Annotated in this window: 14 protein-coding genes and 2 pseudogenes; 9 read left to right on the forward strand and 7 right to left on the reverse strand. The window is 69.9% G+C overall.

What is annotated here, in order from left to right:
• Positions 1-76 precede the first annotated feature (76 nt).
• The 6 genes from ASJ79_RS16570 to ASJ79_RS16590 all read left to right on the forward strand — a co-directional run bounded on the left by ASJ79_RS16570 (position 77) and on the right by ASJ79_RS16590 (position 4,417).
• The gene (locus ASJ79_RS16570) at positions 77-292 is read left to right on the forward strand and encodes a hypothetical protein (protein WP_067957189.1); all 216 of its coding nucleotides are present in this window, start codon (positions 77-79) and stop codon (positions 290-292) included.
• Positions 293-431: 139 nt separating this feature from the next.
• On the forward strand, positions 432-524 hold the full coding sequence (locus tag ASJ79_RS35085) for an Ms4533A family Cys-rich leader peptide (protein ID WP_369803693.1): 93 nt from the start codon (positions 432-434) through the stop codon (positions 522-524).
• A 117-nt stretch (positions 525-641) separates the two neighbouring features.
• Entirely contained in the window at positions 642-1,670 is a 1,029-nt protein-coding gene (locus tag ASJ79_RS16575; RefSeq protein ID WP_067957192.1) for a sulfate ABC transporter substrate-binding protein, read from the forward strand.
• Positions 1,667-2,560, forward strand: a complete 894-nt coding sequence (gene cysT, locus ASJ79_RS16580; protein ID WP_082753873.1) for a sulfate ABC transporter permease subunit CysT — start codon at positions 1,667-1,669, stop codon at positions 2,558-2,560. Before ASJ79_RS16575 ends, cysT begins: the two co-directional genes overlap by 4 nt.
• The gene (cysW, locus tag ASJ79_RS16585) at positions 2,557-3,369 is read left to right on the forward strand and encodes a sulfate ABC transporter permease subunit CysW (RefSeq protein ID WP_067957195.1); all 813 of its coding nucleotides are present in this window, start codon (positions 2,557-2,559) and stop codon (positions 3,367-3,369) included. Before cysT ends, cysW begins: the two co-directional genes overlap by 4 nt.
• Before the next feature lie 19 nt (positions 3,370-3,388).
• On the forward strand, positions 3,389-4,417 hold the full coding sequence (locus tag ASJ79_RS16590) for a sulfate/molybdate ABC transporter ATP-binding protein (RefSeq protein ID WP_067957197.1): 1,029 nt from the start codon (positions 3,389-3,391) through the stop codon (positions 4,415-4,417).
• Between the two features lies 1 nt (position 4,418).
• Here the strand turns inward: ASJ79_RS16590 and ASJ79_RS16595 are convergent, their stop codons facing one another.
• From ASJ79_RS16595 to ASJ79_RS16615, 5 genes are all read right to left on the reverse strand, one after another.
• Positions 4,419-5,426 carry a hemolysin family protein gene (locus ASJ79_RS16595; RefSeq protein ID WP_067957200.1) on the reverse strand — a complete coding sequence of 336 codons (1,008 nt, stop codon included), beginning with the start codon at positions 5,424-5,426 and terminating at the stop codon, positions 4,419-4,421.
• A complete protein-coding gene (locus tag ASJ79_RS16600; protein ID WP_067957203.1) occupies positions 5,419-6,780 on the reverse strand; it encodes a hemolysin family protein in 1,362 nt (453 codons plus the stop codon). The genes ASJ79_RS16595 and ASJ79_RS16600 overlap by 8 nt, the downstream gene beginning before the upstream one ends.
• A 92-nt stretch (positions 6,781-6,872) precedes the next feature.
• A complete protein-coding gene (locus ASJ79_RS16605; protein ID WP_231750876.1) occupies positions 6,873-7,595 on the reverse strand; it encodes a sirohydrochlorin chelatase in 723 nt (240 codons plus the stop codon).
• Positions 7,574-8,281 (reverse strand): phosphoadenylyl-sulfate reductase, encoded by a 708-nt coding sequence (locus ASJ79_RS16610; protein ID WP_067957206.1) that lies wholly within the window; start codon positions 8,279-8,281, stop codon positions 7,574-7,576. The genes ASJ79_RS16605 and ASJ79_RS16610 overlap by 22 nt, the downstream gene beginning before the upstream one ends.
• Positions 8,282-8,285: 4 nt before the next feature.
• Positions 8,286-10,004: a nitrite/sulfite reductase gene (locus tag ASJ79_RS16615; protein WP_067957211.1), complete on the reverse strand. Its 1,719-nt coding sequence runs from the start codon at positions 10,002-10,004 to the stop codon at positions 8,286-8,288.
• A gap of 353 nt (positions 10,005-10,357) precedes the next feature.
• Here ASJ79_RS16615 and hemW point away from each other — a divergent pair, with 353 nt between their 5' ends.
• The gene (gene hemW / locus ASJ79_RS16620) at positions 10,358-11,497 is read left to right on the forward strand and encodes a radical SAM family heme chaperone HemW (RefSeq protein WP_067957237.1); all 1,140 of its coding nucleotides are present in this window, start codon (positions 10,358-10,360) and stop codon (positions 11,495-11,497) included.
• Positions 11,498-11,499: 2 nt separating this feature from the next.
• Here hemW and ASJ79_RS16625 read toward each other — a convergent pair whose 3' ends face one another.
• Complete coding sequence (locus tag ASJ79_RS16625) at positions 11,500-12,360, reverse strand: LLM class F420-dependent oxidoreductase (protein ID WP_067957214.1); 861 nt, start codon at positions 12,358-12,360, stop codon at positions 11,500-11,502.
• A gap of 48 nt (positions 12,361-12,408) precedes the next feature.
• Between ASJ79_RS16625 and ASJ79_RS16630 the strand changes: the two genes are divergently transcribed.
• The gene (locus tag ASJ79_RS16630; RefSeq protein WP_067957218.1) at positions 12,409-12,792 is read left to right on the forward strand and encodes a nuclear transport factor 2 family protein; all 384 of its coding nucleotides are present in this window, start codon (positions 12,409-12,411) and stop codon (positions 12,790-12,792) included.
• A 132-nt stretch (positions 12,793-12,924) separates the two neighbouring features.
• Positions 12,925-14,607, forward strand: a pseudogene (locus ASJ79_RS16635) (type I polyketide synthase); the annotation flags it as partial.
• Here the strand turns inward: ASJ79_RS16635 and ASJ79_RS35090 are convergent.
• Positions 14,566-14,691, reverse strand: a pseudogene (locus tag ASJ79_RS35090) (hypothetical protein); the annotation flags it as partial. The pseudogenes ASJ79_RS16635 and ASJ79_RS35090 overlap by 42 nt on opposite strands.

Consider the following 14,691-nt stretch of genomic DNA (forward strand, 5'->3'; position numbering starts at 1 on the left):
ATCGACTGCCGGGCGCCCCGGCGTCTACTCGAACACCCGCTGCCTGGCGGGCCGACGGGACGCATAGTCTGGCCGGGTGGACAGCTTCCTCAACTGGTGGGACGGAGTGGAGCTGTGGCTGTCGGGGCTGCCGTTCGTCGCGCAGACCGTGGTGGTGATGCCGGTGGTGCTGGCGTTGGCGTACGTGGCCGCGGTGACCCTCGACGGTCTGCTGGGCAGCGGTATCAGGGGGGTCCGGACCCTGCGCCGGATCAGACACGCCGACGACGACGGAGAGGGTGGCGATCGATGAGTGGCATGCCGCGTTCGCGGGTGACTCTCGTGCTGGTGGCGTTGATCGTGCTCGTCATCGTCATGTGGTTCGTGACGCGCTGACGCGCGGAAGCAAACCCGCACAGCCCAATTCCGGAGACTCTGCTACGCTTCGCGCCATGCAACCGGCGTCCGGCAACAAGAGCGGCCACATCGTGGCCCTCATTGCCGTGGGTTTGAGCGCCGTTGCCGATGTCTGTTGTTGTCGCTGACTCCCTGCCCGTTCACGGCTCGGTGTCGGTGACGGCTGTGGCGTATCTGCTTCAGCGCTGAACCTGCCTTCCCGGAACGGTCGTCCCTACCCGAAATCCGACTCCGGAAGGTCCTCCATGTACAACATCCCGAAATCGACGAGGCGCTGGCGCACCGCGGCCGCGCTGGCGGTGTCGGCGACGGTGCTCGCGGCCTGTGCCGGCGGCGCCAGCGACGTGGCGGGCGGGGAAGGCGGGGGCGAGGCCGACGCCGACACCACACTGACCCTGGTGGCCTTCGCGGTTCCCGAGCCGGGCTGGTCGAAGGTGGCGCCCGCGTTCGCGGGGACCGAGGAGGGCAAAGGCGTCGCGGTCACCGGCTCCTACGGCGCCTCCGGCGACCAGTCCCGCGCGGTCGAGGCCGGTAAGCCCGCCGACATCGTGAACTTCTCCGTCGAACCCGACATCACCCGGCTCGTCAAGGCGGGCAAAGTCGACGAGGGCTGGAACGCCGGCCCGAACAAGGGCATCGCGTTCGGTTCGGTGGTCAGCTTCGCAGTGCGTCCCGGCAACCCGAAGAACATCCGCACCTGGGACGACCTGCTGCAGCCGGGGGTCGAGGTGATCACGCCGAGCCCGCTGAGCTCCGGTGCGGCCAAGTGGAACCTGCTGGCGCCGTACGCCTATGCCAGCAGGGGCGGCCAGGACCCGCAGGCCGGTATCGACTTCGTCGACAAGCTGGTCACCGAACACGTCAAACTGCGTCCCGGCTCGGGCCGGGAGGCCACCGACGTGTTCCGGCAGGGCAGCGGCGACGTGCTGCTGGCCTACGAGAACGAGGCGCTGAATTTCGAGCTCGAGTACGTCAACCCGGCCGAGACCTTCAAAATCGAGAACCCGACCGCGGTCGTCAACACCAGCCGGCACCTGGAGGAGGCGCAGGCCTTCGTCAACTTCCAGTTCACCCCCGAGGGTCAGAAGCTGTGGGCCGAGGCGAACTTCCGCCCGGTGGACCCGGCAGTGCTCGCCGAGTACGCCGAGAAGTTCCCGGCCCCGGAGAAGCTGTGGACCATCGACGACCTGGGCGGGTGGTCGAAGGTCGACGCCGAGCTGTTCGACAAGGACAACGGGACCATCACCAAGATCTACAAACAGGCCACCGGATGACGTCATCCTCCGGGGTGGTCGATCCGAACCCTGAGGCGATCCGGCCCGAGCTCACCGGCGACGGTGACTCGGGTCGGCCGTCACGGCTTCTGAACCGCGGACACGGTTCGACGTCGCTGCGGGTCGGGACGGCCACGATGTGGCTGTCCCTGATCGTGCTGCTGCCGCTGGCCGCGATCCTGTGGCAGTCCGCCGAGGGCGGGTTCGGGGCGTTCTGGTCGGCGGTCAGCTCGCCGGCCGCGCTGGCGTCGCTGCGGGTGACACTCACCATCTCGATCGGTGTCACCGTCATCAACGCCTTCTTCGGCCTGATCGTGGCCTGGGTGCTGAGCCGCGACAACTTCCCCGGCAAGCGTCTGGTCGACGCGGTGATCGACCTGCCGTTCGCGCTGCCGACCATCGTCGCCAGCCTGGTCATGCTCGCCCTGTACGGTCCCGCCAGCCCGATCGGCATCCACCTGCAGCACACGAAGTGGGGCGTCGGTGTCGCGCTGCTGTTCGTGACGCTGCCGTTCGTGGTGCGTTCGGTCCAGCCGGTGCTCCTCGAACTCGACCGGGAGGTCGAGGAGGCGGCGGCGTCGTTGGGCGCCAACAACTTCACGATCCTGACCAAGGTGATCCTGCCCGCGCTGCTGCCCTCGTTGCTCTCCGGCGCCGGGCTGGCGTTCTCCCGCGCCATCGGTGAGTTCGGCTCGGTGGTGCTGATCGGCGGCGCCGTGCCGGGCGAGACCGAGGTGTCCTCGCAGTGGATCCGCACGCTGATCGAGAACGACGACAGGGTCGGCGCGGCCGCGATCTCGATCGTGTTGCTCGCGATCTCGTTCGTGATCCTGTTCGTGCTGCGGGCCATCGGCGCGAAGGCCGCCAAGCGGGAGGAGCTGGCCCCGTGACGCTCTCGCCGGTGGTTCGGCACCTGCTGCGCTGGATCGCACTCCTCTACGTCGCGGTGCTGGTGGTGGTGCCGGTCGGGCTGATCCTGTGGCGCACCTTCTCGCCCGGGATCGGCGAGTTCTTCGCCTCGGTCGGCACCCCGGCGGCGATCTCGGCCCTGAACCTGTCACTGCTGGTCGTCGCGATCGTGGTGCCGCTCAATGTGCTGTTCGGCGTCCCGACGGCGTTGGTGCTGGCGCGCAACAGGTTCCGCGGCAAGAGCGTTCTGCAGGCCGTCATCGACCTGCCGTTCGCGGTGTCACCCGTCGTCGTCGGCGTCGCGCTGATCCTGCTGTGGGGGTCGGCGGGGCTGTTCGGCTTCATCGAGAACGACCTCGGGCTCAAGATCATCTTCGGCTTCCCCGGGATCGTGCTGGCCAGCATCTTCGTCACGGTGCCGTTCGTGATCCGCGAGGTGGAACCGGTGCTGCACGAACTGGGCACCGACCAGGAAGAGGCCTCGGCCACGCTCGGCGCGCAGTGGTGGCAGACGTTCTGGCGGATCACGCTGCCGTCGATCCGGTGGGGGTTGACCTACGGCATCGTGTTGACGGTCGCGCGCACCCTCGGCGAGTTCGGTGCGGTGCTGATGGTGGCGGCCAACCTGCCCGGCTCGTCACAGACGCTGACCCTGCTGGTCCACGACCGGTACACCCGGGGCGCCGAACACGGCGCCTACGCCATCTCGACGCTGTTGATGACCGTGGCCGTCCTGGTCCTCGTCGCCCAGGTGGTCCTCGACGCCCGCCGCACCCGCGCCGCAAAATAGGCCCATAGGAGCTGACAGCATGACCTACGCGATCACCGTCACCGGCGCCAACAAGCGGTACGGCGACTTCGCCGCGCTCGACAACATCGATTTCGAGGTGCCCGCGGGTTCGCTGACCGCGCTGCTGGGCCCCAGCGGATCCGGGAAGTCGACGCTGCTGCGGGCCATCGCCGGCCTCGACGAGCCCGACACCGGGACGATCACCATCAACGGCCGTGACGTGACGCGCGTCCCGCCGCAGAAGCGGGGAATCGGCTTCGTCTTCCAGCACTACGCCGCGTTCAAGCACCTGACCGTGCGGGACAACGTCGCGTTCGGGCTGAAAATCCGCAAGAAGCCGAAGGCCGAGATCGCGAAGAAGGTCGACGACCTGCTCGAGGTGGTGGGCCTGGCGGGCTTCCAGAGCCGCTACCCCAACCAGCTCTCCGGCGGTCAGCGTCAGCGCATGGCGCTGGCCCGGGCACTCGCGGTGGATCCCGAGGTGCTGCTGCTCGACGAGCCGTTCGGCGCGCTGGACGCCAAGGTTCGCGAGGACCTCCGGGCGTGGCTGCGCCGCCTGCACGACGAGGTGCACGTGACCACCGTGCTGGTGACCCACGACCAGCAGGAGGCGCTCGACGTGGCCGACCGGATCGCGGTGCTCAACAAGGGTCGTATCGAGCAGGTCGGCACGCCGACCGAGGTGTACGACACGCCCGCCAACGCGTTCGTGATGTCCTTCCTCGGCGCGGTGTCGTCGCTCAACGGGGTGCTGGTGCGCCCGCACGACATCCGGGTGGGCCGCAACCCCGAGATGGAGATCGCCACGTCCGACGACTCCGTACAGTCCACCGGGGTCACACGCGCGACGATCGACCGGATCGTCGTGCTGGGCTTCGAGGTCCGCGTCGAACTCACCAACGCCGCGACGCACACGCCGTTCACCGCGCAGATCACCCGCGGGGACGCCGAGGCGCTGGGACTCAAGGAGGGCGACACCGTCTACGTGCGCGCCACCCGGGTGCCGTCCTTGCCGGACGACGTCCCGGTCCCCGCCGCGCTGCGCTGAGTCAGGCGGCTTTGGACGGAAGCAGCCGGTACAGCAGGTCGGTCAGCGTGAGCAGCCCTCGCCCGGACGGCCCGTCGACGACGACGAGGTGGTTGCGTGTCTCCCGCATGAGGCGCAACGCTTCGTAGACCGGGGTGGTCTCGGGCAGGAAGAGAACCGGTCGCATCAGCTCCCGGGCGGTCGCGCCGGTCGACAGGCTGTCGCGGACGTGGACGACACCGACCACCTCGCCGTCCCGTCCGACGTCACGTACGAGTAGCCGCAGATGCCCTGTCGCCCTGGCTGTTTCCTGGATCTGTGCGGCAGTGGCGTCGGCCGGCACATCGCTGTGCTCCTCATCGCGGCGCGCCAGCTGGCCGACGGTGAGCGATTCGAGTTCCAGCGCGCTGGACAGGTTCGCGTGATAGCGCTCGTCGAGGGTGCCCACGGTGGCCGAGTGCTCGACGAGTTGGCGCAGCGCGTCGGGATCCTGGGTGTCGGCGAGCTCGTCCACCGGGGTCACCCCGACACGGCGCAGACACCAGTTCGCGGCGTGGTTGAGCGCGCGCAGCAGCGGTCGGGTCAGGAACATGAACCCGCGCATCGGCAGCGCGAGCAGGGTGGCCGACCGTTCAGGGTGCGCGATCGCCCACGACTTCGGCGCCATCTCGCCGATCACCAGGTGCAGGAACGTGACGATGATCAACGCGAGCACGAACCCTGCCGCGTCGGCCACCCAGCCCGGGGCGCCCAGACCGCTGATGAACGGTGTGAGGGCATGGTGCACAGCGGGTTTGGTGATCGCGCCGAGCAGCAGCGTGCACACGGTGATGCCCAGTTGGGCCCCGGCCAGCAGCAGCGAGAGCTCGCCGGCGCTGCGCAGCGCGGCCCGGGCGGCGGCGCTGGTGACCGCCGCGTCCTCCAGACGGTTGCGTCGCGCGGCGATCAACGCGAATTCCACCGCGACGAAGAACGCGCTCAGACCGATCAGCGCAACGGTGACGGCGGTGACCACCCACGGGCTACTCATCGTCTGCCCCCTCGGTGACGGTCACGAACACGGTCGCCGGTACGCGCCGCTCGATCGAACGGATCTGGGCGGTCAGGGACCGTCTCGTCGGGGGTCCCTCGGACAGCAGATCGGCCGGATCCGCGGGCAGCGCGATCACGATCTCGTCGCCGACCCCGGGCAGTCCGAGCGCATGCGCGATGACCAGGCCCGCGACCGTCTCGTAGTCTCCCGGTGGCAATGTCAGGCCCAGCGTGCGCTCGGCCTCGTCGAGCGGCAGATCACCGGCGAGAAGCCAACCGTCACCGTCGGCGACGACATCGGCCCCGGCGTCGACGTCGTGTTCGTCGTCGATCTCGCCGACCAGTTCCTCGGCCAGGTCCTCGATCGTGACGATGCCGGCGAATCCGCCGTACTCGTCGATGACGATCGCCATCTCGCCGCCGGCCCGCTGCAACTCGCGCACCACGTTGGGCAGGGGCAGCGATTCGGGTACCGCGACCGCCGGCCGGCAGTGCATCCCGGCGGTGCCGCCCACCGGCGCCGAACCCAGCAGGTCATGGAGCTCGACGACACCCACCACGTCGTCGGGGCGCGGCCCGGTGACGGGGTAGCGGGTGTGACCGGTGGACATCCGTTGCAGCACGGTGGCCACCGGCTCGTCGGCCGCGACGGTGTCCACCCGGGACCGCGGAATCATCGCGTGTTCGGCGGTGCTGGTGGGGAAGTCGAGGATGCGGTCGAGCAGCGCCGACAGCTCCGCGGGGATCTCGCCGGCATCGCGGGACGCGGCGACGATGTGTTCGAGGTCGCGCGGGGTGGCGGAGTGTTCGACGTCGTGTACCGGCTCGATGCGTAATGCGCGCAGCAGCAGGTTCGATGACTGGTCGAACAGCCAGATGAGCCAGCCGAAGAGCTTCAGGTAGAGCGTGGTCGACAACGCCAGCCGGCGTGCCAGCGGTTCCGGGCGGGCGATGGCGAGGTTCTTCGGGAACAACTCGCCGAACAGCATCTGCACGACGGTCGACACCGCGATCGCGAACAGGCCGCCGACCGCCACCGCGATCGCCGTTGGGAGCCCTGCGCCGCCGAGCAGCACCTCTAGTCCGCGCCCGATCAGCGGTTCGGCGACATAGCCGACCAGCAGACCGGTGACGGTGATGCCGAGCTGGGCACCGCTCAACATGAATGACGTGCGCCGGGTGACGGTCAGCGCACGGGCGGAGGCACCGTCACCCGCCTCGGCGCGGGCCTTGAGCCGAGACCTGTCGACGGCCATGTAGGCGAATTCCTGCGCGACGAAGTAGCCGGTCAGCGCGGTGATCGCCAGGACAACGAGAAAGCCGATGAAGATTCCGAGAACGGCGGTCAGCACGCGACCGCCCTGGGTCTATGAGGTTGCATCGAGTCCTTGCTCAAGCTGGGGTGACGCTGTCAACAGTACCGACTCCCCGACGATGCTCCGAGTCAGGCGGCGGCGTCCACCGTCAGCGCGGCGTCGAAGCGGTCGAGCACCGTCGCGGCGACCTGCCGGTGCGCACCGAGCGGTGCCGACATCGGAATGCCCTGTGCCACTGCGAATTCCGCGACGCGGTCGGTGATCCTGCCGTGCGCGAGGAACCAGGGCGCGATCACGATCCGGGTGGCGCCGCGGCCGCGGAGCTCAGCAGCGGCTTCGGCGAGCGTGGGCTGCGGGCCGGTGGCGAACGCCGTCGTGGCAGCCCACCGCGTGGTCAGCGTCAGCTCGCGCGCCACCGTCGCGGTGCGGGCGTTGGCCGCCGGGCGGGACGAGCCCACGGCCGTCACCAACACCCCGACGCTCGGATCCAGTCGCGACACTCCCGCGTGCTCGAGGCGCTGCCGCAGCACGTGGATCAGTCTGTCGTCCTCACCCAGCACGTCCGCCTGGCGCACGTCCGCGCCCGACGCGGTGATCATTTCCGGGATGTCGACCCGGGCGTGATATGCGTCGGCCAGCAACAGCGGGACGACGACCCCGGGGCGGCGACGCAGGGTGGCCAGCACGTCGCGCAGATTCGGTGCGTTCTGCTCGCAGAACGCGATCCGGGCGTCCAAGCCGGGCCGCAGCCACCGCACGCACTCGACGATCGAGCGCGCCGTGGCCGCCGACCGCGGGTCGGCACTGCCGTGCGCGGTGAGCACGAGCGTCACGATGCGTGCAGCCCGCATTCCGTCTTGGACTGTCCCGCCCAGCGACCGCTGCGCGGGTCGGCGCCCTCGACCGGCTTGTTGGTGCACGGCGCGCAGCCGATCGACGGGTAGCCCTCGTCGACCAGCGGATTCACCAGAATGCCGTTGGCGTCGATGTAGGCCTGCATGTCCTCGTCGGTCCAGGCGGCCAGCGGGTTGATCTTCACCAGCCCGAAAGCCTTGTCCCAGCTGATCAGCGGCGCGTTCGCACGGGTCGGAGCCTCCACCCGGCGGATGCCGGTCACCCACGCCGAATAGCCCTGCAGCGCCTTGGACAACGGCTCGACCTTGCGCAGCCGGCAGCACTCGTTGGCGTTGCGTTCGAACAGGTTCTTGCCCAGCAGCGCGTCCTGCTCGGCCACCGACCGTTCGGGCCGCACGTTGACGACGTTGACGTCGTAGACCGCCTCGACGGCATCCCGGGTACCGATGGTCTCCACGAAGTGATAGCCGGTGTCCAGGAACAGCACGTCGACGCCCGGACGGAGCTTGGCCGCGAGATCGACCAGCACCGCGTCCTGCATGTTGGAGGCCACGATGTAGCTGTTGCCGAAGTTCTCGTCGGTCCAGCGCAGCAGCTCCTCGGCGGTGGCGTCCGGCCCGAGCTCGGCGGCGCCGCGTTCGGCCAGTCGCTGCAGATCGATGTCGTTCAGCGTGTCAGTCATCCAGTCACCTCAAGTCCGCGTCGTCGGCGCGCAGCGCCCACGTAGCGAAACGCTCGCCCTGCTCGCGTTGTTTCACGAAATTGCGCACCACCCGCTCGATGTAGTCGCCGAGCTCACTGGAGAGCACCTTGTGCTGGCGCAGCTTGCGGCCGAACCCGCTGTCCAGGCCCAGGCTGCCGCCCAGATGCACCTGGAAACCCTCCTCGGGGCCGTCACCCTCGTCGACCATCTGGCCCTTGAAGCCGATGTCGGCGACCTGGATGCGGGCGCACGAGTTGGGGCAGCCGTTGATGTTGATCGTCACCGGCACGTCCAGCTGCGCGTTGATGTCCTCCAGCCGCTTCTCCAGCTCCGGCACCAGCACCTGCGAGCGCTTGCGGGTCTCGGCGAAGCTCAGCTTGCAGAACTCGATGCCCGTGCAGGCCATCAGGTTGCGCCGCCAGTGCGACGGGGTCGACGGCAGGCCCAGCGCATCCAGCCCCGCGCGCAAGTCGTCGAGCTTGTCGTCGGCGACGTCGAGGATGATCAGTTTCTGGTACGGCGTGAACCGGATGCGGTTACTGCCCGCGGCCTCGGCCAGGTCGGCGACCTTGGTCAGGATGGTGCCCGACACGCGCCCGGCGATCGGCGCGACGCCGACGGCGTTGAGGCCGTTCTTGAGCTTCTGCACCCCGACGTGATCGATCGGGCGGGTCACCGGCTCGGGGGCCGGGCCGTCCAGCAGCGGCCGCTTCAGGTACTCCGTCTCGAGAACTTCACGGAACTTTTCGACGCCCCAGTCTTTGATCAGGAACTTCAGCCGCGCCTTGGAACGCAACCGCCGGTAGCCGTAGTCGCGGAACACGCTGACGACGGCCTCCCACACGTCGGGCACCTCGTCCAGTGGCACCCACACGCCGACGCGCTGGGCCAGCATCGGATTGGTCGACAGCCCGCCGCCGACCCACAGATCGAAGCCGGGGCCGTGCTCGGGATGGTTCACCCCGATGAACGCGACGTCGTTGACCTCGTGCACCACGTCCTGCAGACCGGAGATCGCGGTCTTGAACTTGCGCGGCAGGTTGGAGTACTCCTTCTTGCCGATGTAGCGGCGCACGATCTCGTCGACCGCGGGGGTCCCGTCGATCACCTCGTCGAGCGATTCGCCGGCCAACGGCGAGCCGAGCACCACGCGGGGGCAGTCGCCGCACGCCTCGGTGGTCTGCAGGCCCACCGCGTCGAGGCGCTTCCAGATCTCGGGCATGTTCTCGACCTGGATCCAGTGGTACTGGACGTTCTGCCGGTCGGAGATGTCGGCGGTGTCCCTGGCGAACTCGGTGGAGATGCCGCCCAGGGTGCGCAGCGCCTCGGTGCTCAGGGCGCCGCCGTCGCAGCGCACCCGCAGCATGAAGTACGAGTCCTCGAGCATGTCGGTGTTCTCGTCACCGGTCCACGTGCCGTCGTAGCCGGGCTTGCGCTGGGTGTAGAGGCCCCACCAGCGGAACCGGCCGCGCAGGTCGCCCTTGTCGATGCTGTCGAAGCCTTGGTGGGCGTAGATGTTCTCGATGCGCGCCCGGACGTTGAGCGGGTTGTCGTCCTTCTTGGACTGCTCGTTCGGGTTGAGCGGCTCGCGGTAGCCGAGCGCCCACTGGCCCTCGCCGCGCTGGCGCTTGGCGGGCTTGGCGGCCGGGGAACCGGCTTGTTTGGCGGCCGCCGGCGAGCCGGCTTGTTTGGCTGTGGTCATTGATCGGGCTCCTGGTCGGAGCCGGCGTTCAGATCGCGCTCTTCACCGGGGGCTGACCGGCGGCGCAGATCCGTCGGCCAGCAGAGTGGATAGGGGGCTGGGTCCTACGAGATCTGTCGTCAGCGAAGACAGCAACAGGTACAGACGCGCTTGAAGTCGACATGGCGGCGCGCCACCAGCGAGACCCGGCGTGGGAAGCTGTGGGCTGCAGTCACGTGCCCAATTGTGCCACGGACACCCACACCAGCCCTAACCGGGCGATATTTGCGCTCACGGTGAGCGGAAATCCGCTCTGGAAGACTGGGCGGGTGACACCGTATCCGGACACGGCGCAGCGTCCCCTGCTGCCCGGCATGGCGGCCCGCCCGGGCCGTCCGTTCGGGCTGTACATCCACGTGCCCTTCTGCGCGGCGCGTTGCGGATACTGCGACTTCAACACCTACACGCCGGCCGAGCTGGGGGGCGCCAACCCGGACGGCTGGCTGGCCGCGCTGCGGACCGAGTTGCGGTTGGCGGCCGCGCACCTCGGTCATCCGCCGGACGTGCAGACGGTGTTCGTCGGCGGTGGGACGCCGTCACTGCTCGGTGCTGCAGGTCTGACCGCCGTGCTCGACGCGATCCGCGACCAATTCGCGCTGGCCCCCGGCGCCGAGGTCACCACCGAGTCCAACCCGGAGTCCACGTCGGCGGCGTTTTTCGCCGGCCTGCGCCGCGCCGGATACACCCGGATCTCGCTGGGCATGCAGTCCACCGCGCCGCACGTGCTGGCCGCGCTGGACCGCGTGCACTCACCCGGCCGGGCGCTCGACGCCGCCCGCGAGGCCCGCGAGGCCGGCTTCGACCACGTCAACCTCGACCTGATCTACGGCACCCCGGGCGAGACCGACGCCGACCTGATGGCCTCGGTCGACGCGGCCGTCGACGCCGGCGTCGACCATGTATCGGCCTATGCGCTGATCGTCGAGAACGGCACCGCGTTGGCCCGCCGGGTGCGTCGCGGCGAGCTCCCGGCGCCCGACGACGACGTGCTGGCCCGCCGCTACGAACTGCTCGACCGGCGTCTGGCCGATGCCGGCTTCGACTGGTACGAGCTGTCGAACTGGAGCCGCCCGGGCGGGGAGTGCAGGCACAACATCGGCTACTGGGACGGCGGCGAGTGGTGGGGCGCCGGGCCCGGCGCGCACGGCTACGTCGACTCGACCAGATGGTGGAACGTCAAGCACCCCAGCGCCTATGCGGCCGTGCTCGAGGGCGGCGGTCTGCCCGTGGCCGACTTCGAGGAACTGGACGCGCAGACCGCGCACGTGGAGGACGTGATGCTGCGGGTGCGGCTGCGCACCGGCCTGTCGGCCGAGATGCTGTCCGCGGCCGAACGCGCACGCGCGGAACGCGCCGTCGAGGACGGTCTGCTGCGCACCGACGGGGAGCGGCTGGTGCTCACCGACCGCGGACGGCTGCTCGCCGACGCGGTGGTGCGGGACCTGCTGAGCTGACCCTAGAGAAGCGCGGCGGCGAGCCGGCGCCACTGCTCGCGCGGGAACTCGCGCGGATCGGCGGTCAGCACCTGCACGCACACGTGGTCGGCCCCGGCGTCGAGGTGCTCCCGGACCCGCCGCCGGACCGCGTCCTCGTCGCCCCAGGCGACCAGCGCGTCGAAGACCCGGTCGCTGACCGAGGTCAGGTCCTCCTCGGAGAAGCCGAGCCGCAGCAGGTTGTTCGCGTAGTTGGGCAGCGCCAGGTACGACTGCAGCCACTGGGTGCCGATGGCGCGGGCCTCGTCCCGGTCTTGGGTGAGCAGCACGGTCTGCTCGGGCAGCAACATCGGTCCGGAGCCGAGCACCTCACGCGCCTGGCGGGTGTGCTCGGGCGTGGTCAGGTACGGGTGCGCACCGCCGGCCCGCGTCGCCGACAGCTGCAACATCTTCGGGCCCAGCGCGGCCAGCACCCGATTGGCCGCCGGGACCGGCTGGGCGGACGCGTCGATGCCGTCGAGGAACGCCTCCGTCGCGGCCAGCGGCTTGCGGTAGCGGCCCGGTTCCTTCGAGTCGATCAGCGGCGCGTGGCTGACACCGATGCCGAGCAGGAACCGCTCGCCGTGGGCCTCGGACAGCGCGGCGTAGCGCGTCGCGACCTCGGCGGCGTCGTGCATCCACAGGTTCAGGATGCCGGTCGCGATGATCGTCTTCTGCGTGGCCGACAACAGGTTGTCCACCGAGTCCAGCACCGGACCGCCGACGTCGGGGATCCACAGGGCGGTGAAGCCCAGCCCGTCCAGTTCGGCGGCGGCTTCGGCCGCCTCGTCCGGATTTCCGTATCGCAGTTGCGAACTCCACAGGCCGACGCCGGACAGTTTCATAGGTCTACTCATACCGTGCCGCCCGCCCGGGGCGCTACGGTCGTGCGCATGGCATTCGACTCCGCGGCGGTGGCCCGCGCGTTCTCCGAGCACCGCTTCGAGGACGCCCTGGACCACCTCGCGCGGGACGTCAAATGGACGATCGTCGGCGGCATGGTCCTCGAAGGCGCCGACGCGGTCCGGCGGACCTGTCGGGACACGCTGGAGAGCCTGCAGGGCACGTCGGTGGAGTTCGACCGGCGTGTCACCGCCGCCGGCGGTGAGGTCGTCGCGGTGGACACCGTCGCCCGCTACGTGCGGCCCGACGGAGTGACCGCGGTCGCCAGCTGCGCCGTCTACGAGTTCGCCGGCGACAAGATCACCACGATCACCTCCTATGCGGTCGAGGTCGATCCCGAGGATCCCGGGGCCCAACCGCCACCCCGTATGTGACGGACGCCGCTCACCGCCGGCGGCCGACCTGCGCCGGGTACCTTCCTGCGAGCAAACTCCCTGTGCCAGGATGTTCGGCATGTCGAAGCCAGGGTTAGGGAAGGCTATCCACACTGTGCCCGCGTTCCGGCCGTGGCACTGAACGGCGGCCCGCCCGCCGAGCCGATCGCCATCGTCGGCATCGGCTGCCGACTCGCGGGCGACGTGTCCACACCGCAGGACTTGTGGTCGTTCCTGCTCGCCGGTGGCAGCAAGGTCACCGAGGTGCCGGCCGAACGCTGGGAGCCCTACCTGCACCGCGACCCCCGCAACGCCGCACTGCTCCGGGAGACCACCCGGTGGGGCACGTTCCTCGACGACCTGCCCGGCTTCGACGCCGAGTTCTTCGGCGTCTCACCGCGCGAAGCCGAACTGATGGACCCGCAGCAACGCATGGCGCTCGAGGTGTCGTGGGAGGCGCTGGAACACGCGGGCATCTCGCCGCGGTCCCTGGCCGGCAGCGACACCGCGGTGTTGATGGGCGTGAACTCCGACGACTACGGCAAGCTCCTCATGGAGGACATCGCCGGCATCGAAGCCTGGACCGGGATCGGCACCTCGCTGTGCGGCGTGGCCAACCGGGTGTCCCACCTACTGGATCTGCGCGGGCCCAGCGTCGCGCTGGACGCGGCGTGCGCGGCCTCGCTCGTCGCGGTGCACCAGGCCTGCCAACTGTTGCGCGACGGTGAGACCTCGCTCGCGCTGGCGGGTGGGGTCAGCGCGCTGATCGGCCCCGGCTTGACGCGGGTGCTCGACGTCGCGGGAGCGACGGCGCCCGACGGCCGCTGCAAGACGTTCGACGACTCCGCCGACGGCTACGGCCGCGGTGAGGGCGCCGCGGTCGTCGTGCTCAAGCGGTTGACCGATGCGGTTCGAGACGGTGACCGCGTGCTCGCGGTGGTGCGCGGCGGCGCGGTCGCCCAGGACGGCCGGACCGTGGGCATCATGTCGCCCAACGGCCAGGCCCAGGAGGACCTCTTCCGGATCGCCTGCCGGGCCGCCGGTGTCACTCCCGCCAGCGTCGGTTACCTCGAAGCACACGGAACCGGCACCCCCACAGGCGATCCCGTCGAGCTCAAGGCGTTGTCGGCCGTCTACGGCGAAGGCCGCGCCGACACTCCCTGCGCCGTGGGGTCGGTCAAACCCAACACCGGACACCTGGAAGGCGGCGCCGGCGTCGTCGGACTGGTCAAGGCGACCCTGGCCCTTTATCACGAGCAGCTTCCGCCCACCGCGGGCGTGCGCACGCTGACCACCGCCGTCGACTGGGACAACAGCGGACTGCGGGTGCCCACCGAGATTGAGCCGTGGCCGCGCGGCGCCGAACCGCGCCGCGCCGCGGTGTGCAGCTACGGCTACGGCGGCACCATCGCGCACGTCCTGCTCGAGGAGGCACCCCCGCTTGCGCCTGCCGAAACGGCTTCGGGCCGAGCGGCTTTCCTGCCGCTGTCGGCGCGGTCGGAGGCTCGGCTGGCCGAGCAGGCCGGCGCCTTGGCGGATCATCTGCGCGCTTCGGACCTCTCCGTCGGGGAAGTCGCCGCCACGCTGTGGACGCGCCGTGCCCACGAACCGGTCAGGGCGGCGGTGCTCCCCGACGGCGGTCAGGCCATCGGCGCGGCCGACGCGCTGGACGCGTTGGCGGCGCAGCGGCGCGACCCCCGTGTGGTGACGGGCTCGGTGGTCCCCGGCGCCGGCGACGGCGCCGTGTGGGTGTTCTCCGGGCACGGGTCGCACGGGGCGGATCCGCGCGTAGCTGCCCGACTCCAGCCTGCGGATCCCGCGGTGCAGCGTCTCGGGCTCGGGGACGTACTGCAGCACGGTGTAGTGCTGGACGGCACGCTCGTCGACGCCGAGATCGAT

This window comes from Mycobacterium sp. NAZ190054 (genome assembly GCF_001545925.1).
Taxonomy (GTDB): Bacteria; Actinomycetota; Actinomycetes; order Mycobacteriales; family Mycobacteriaceae; genus Mycobacterium.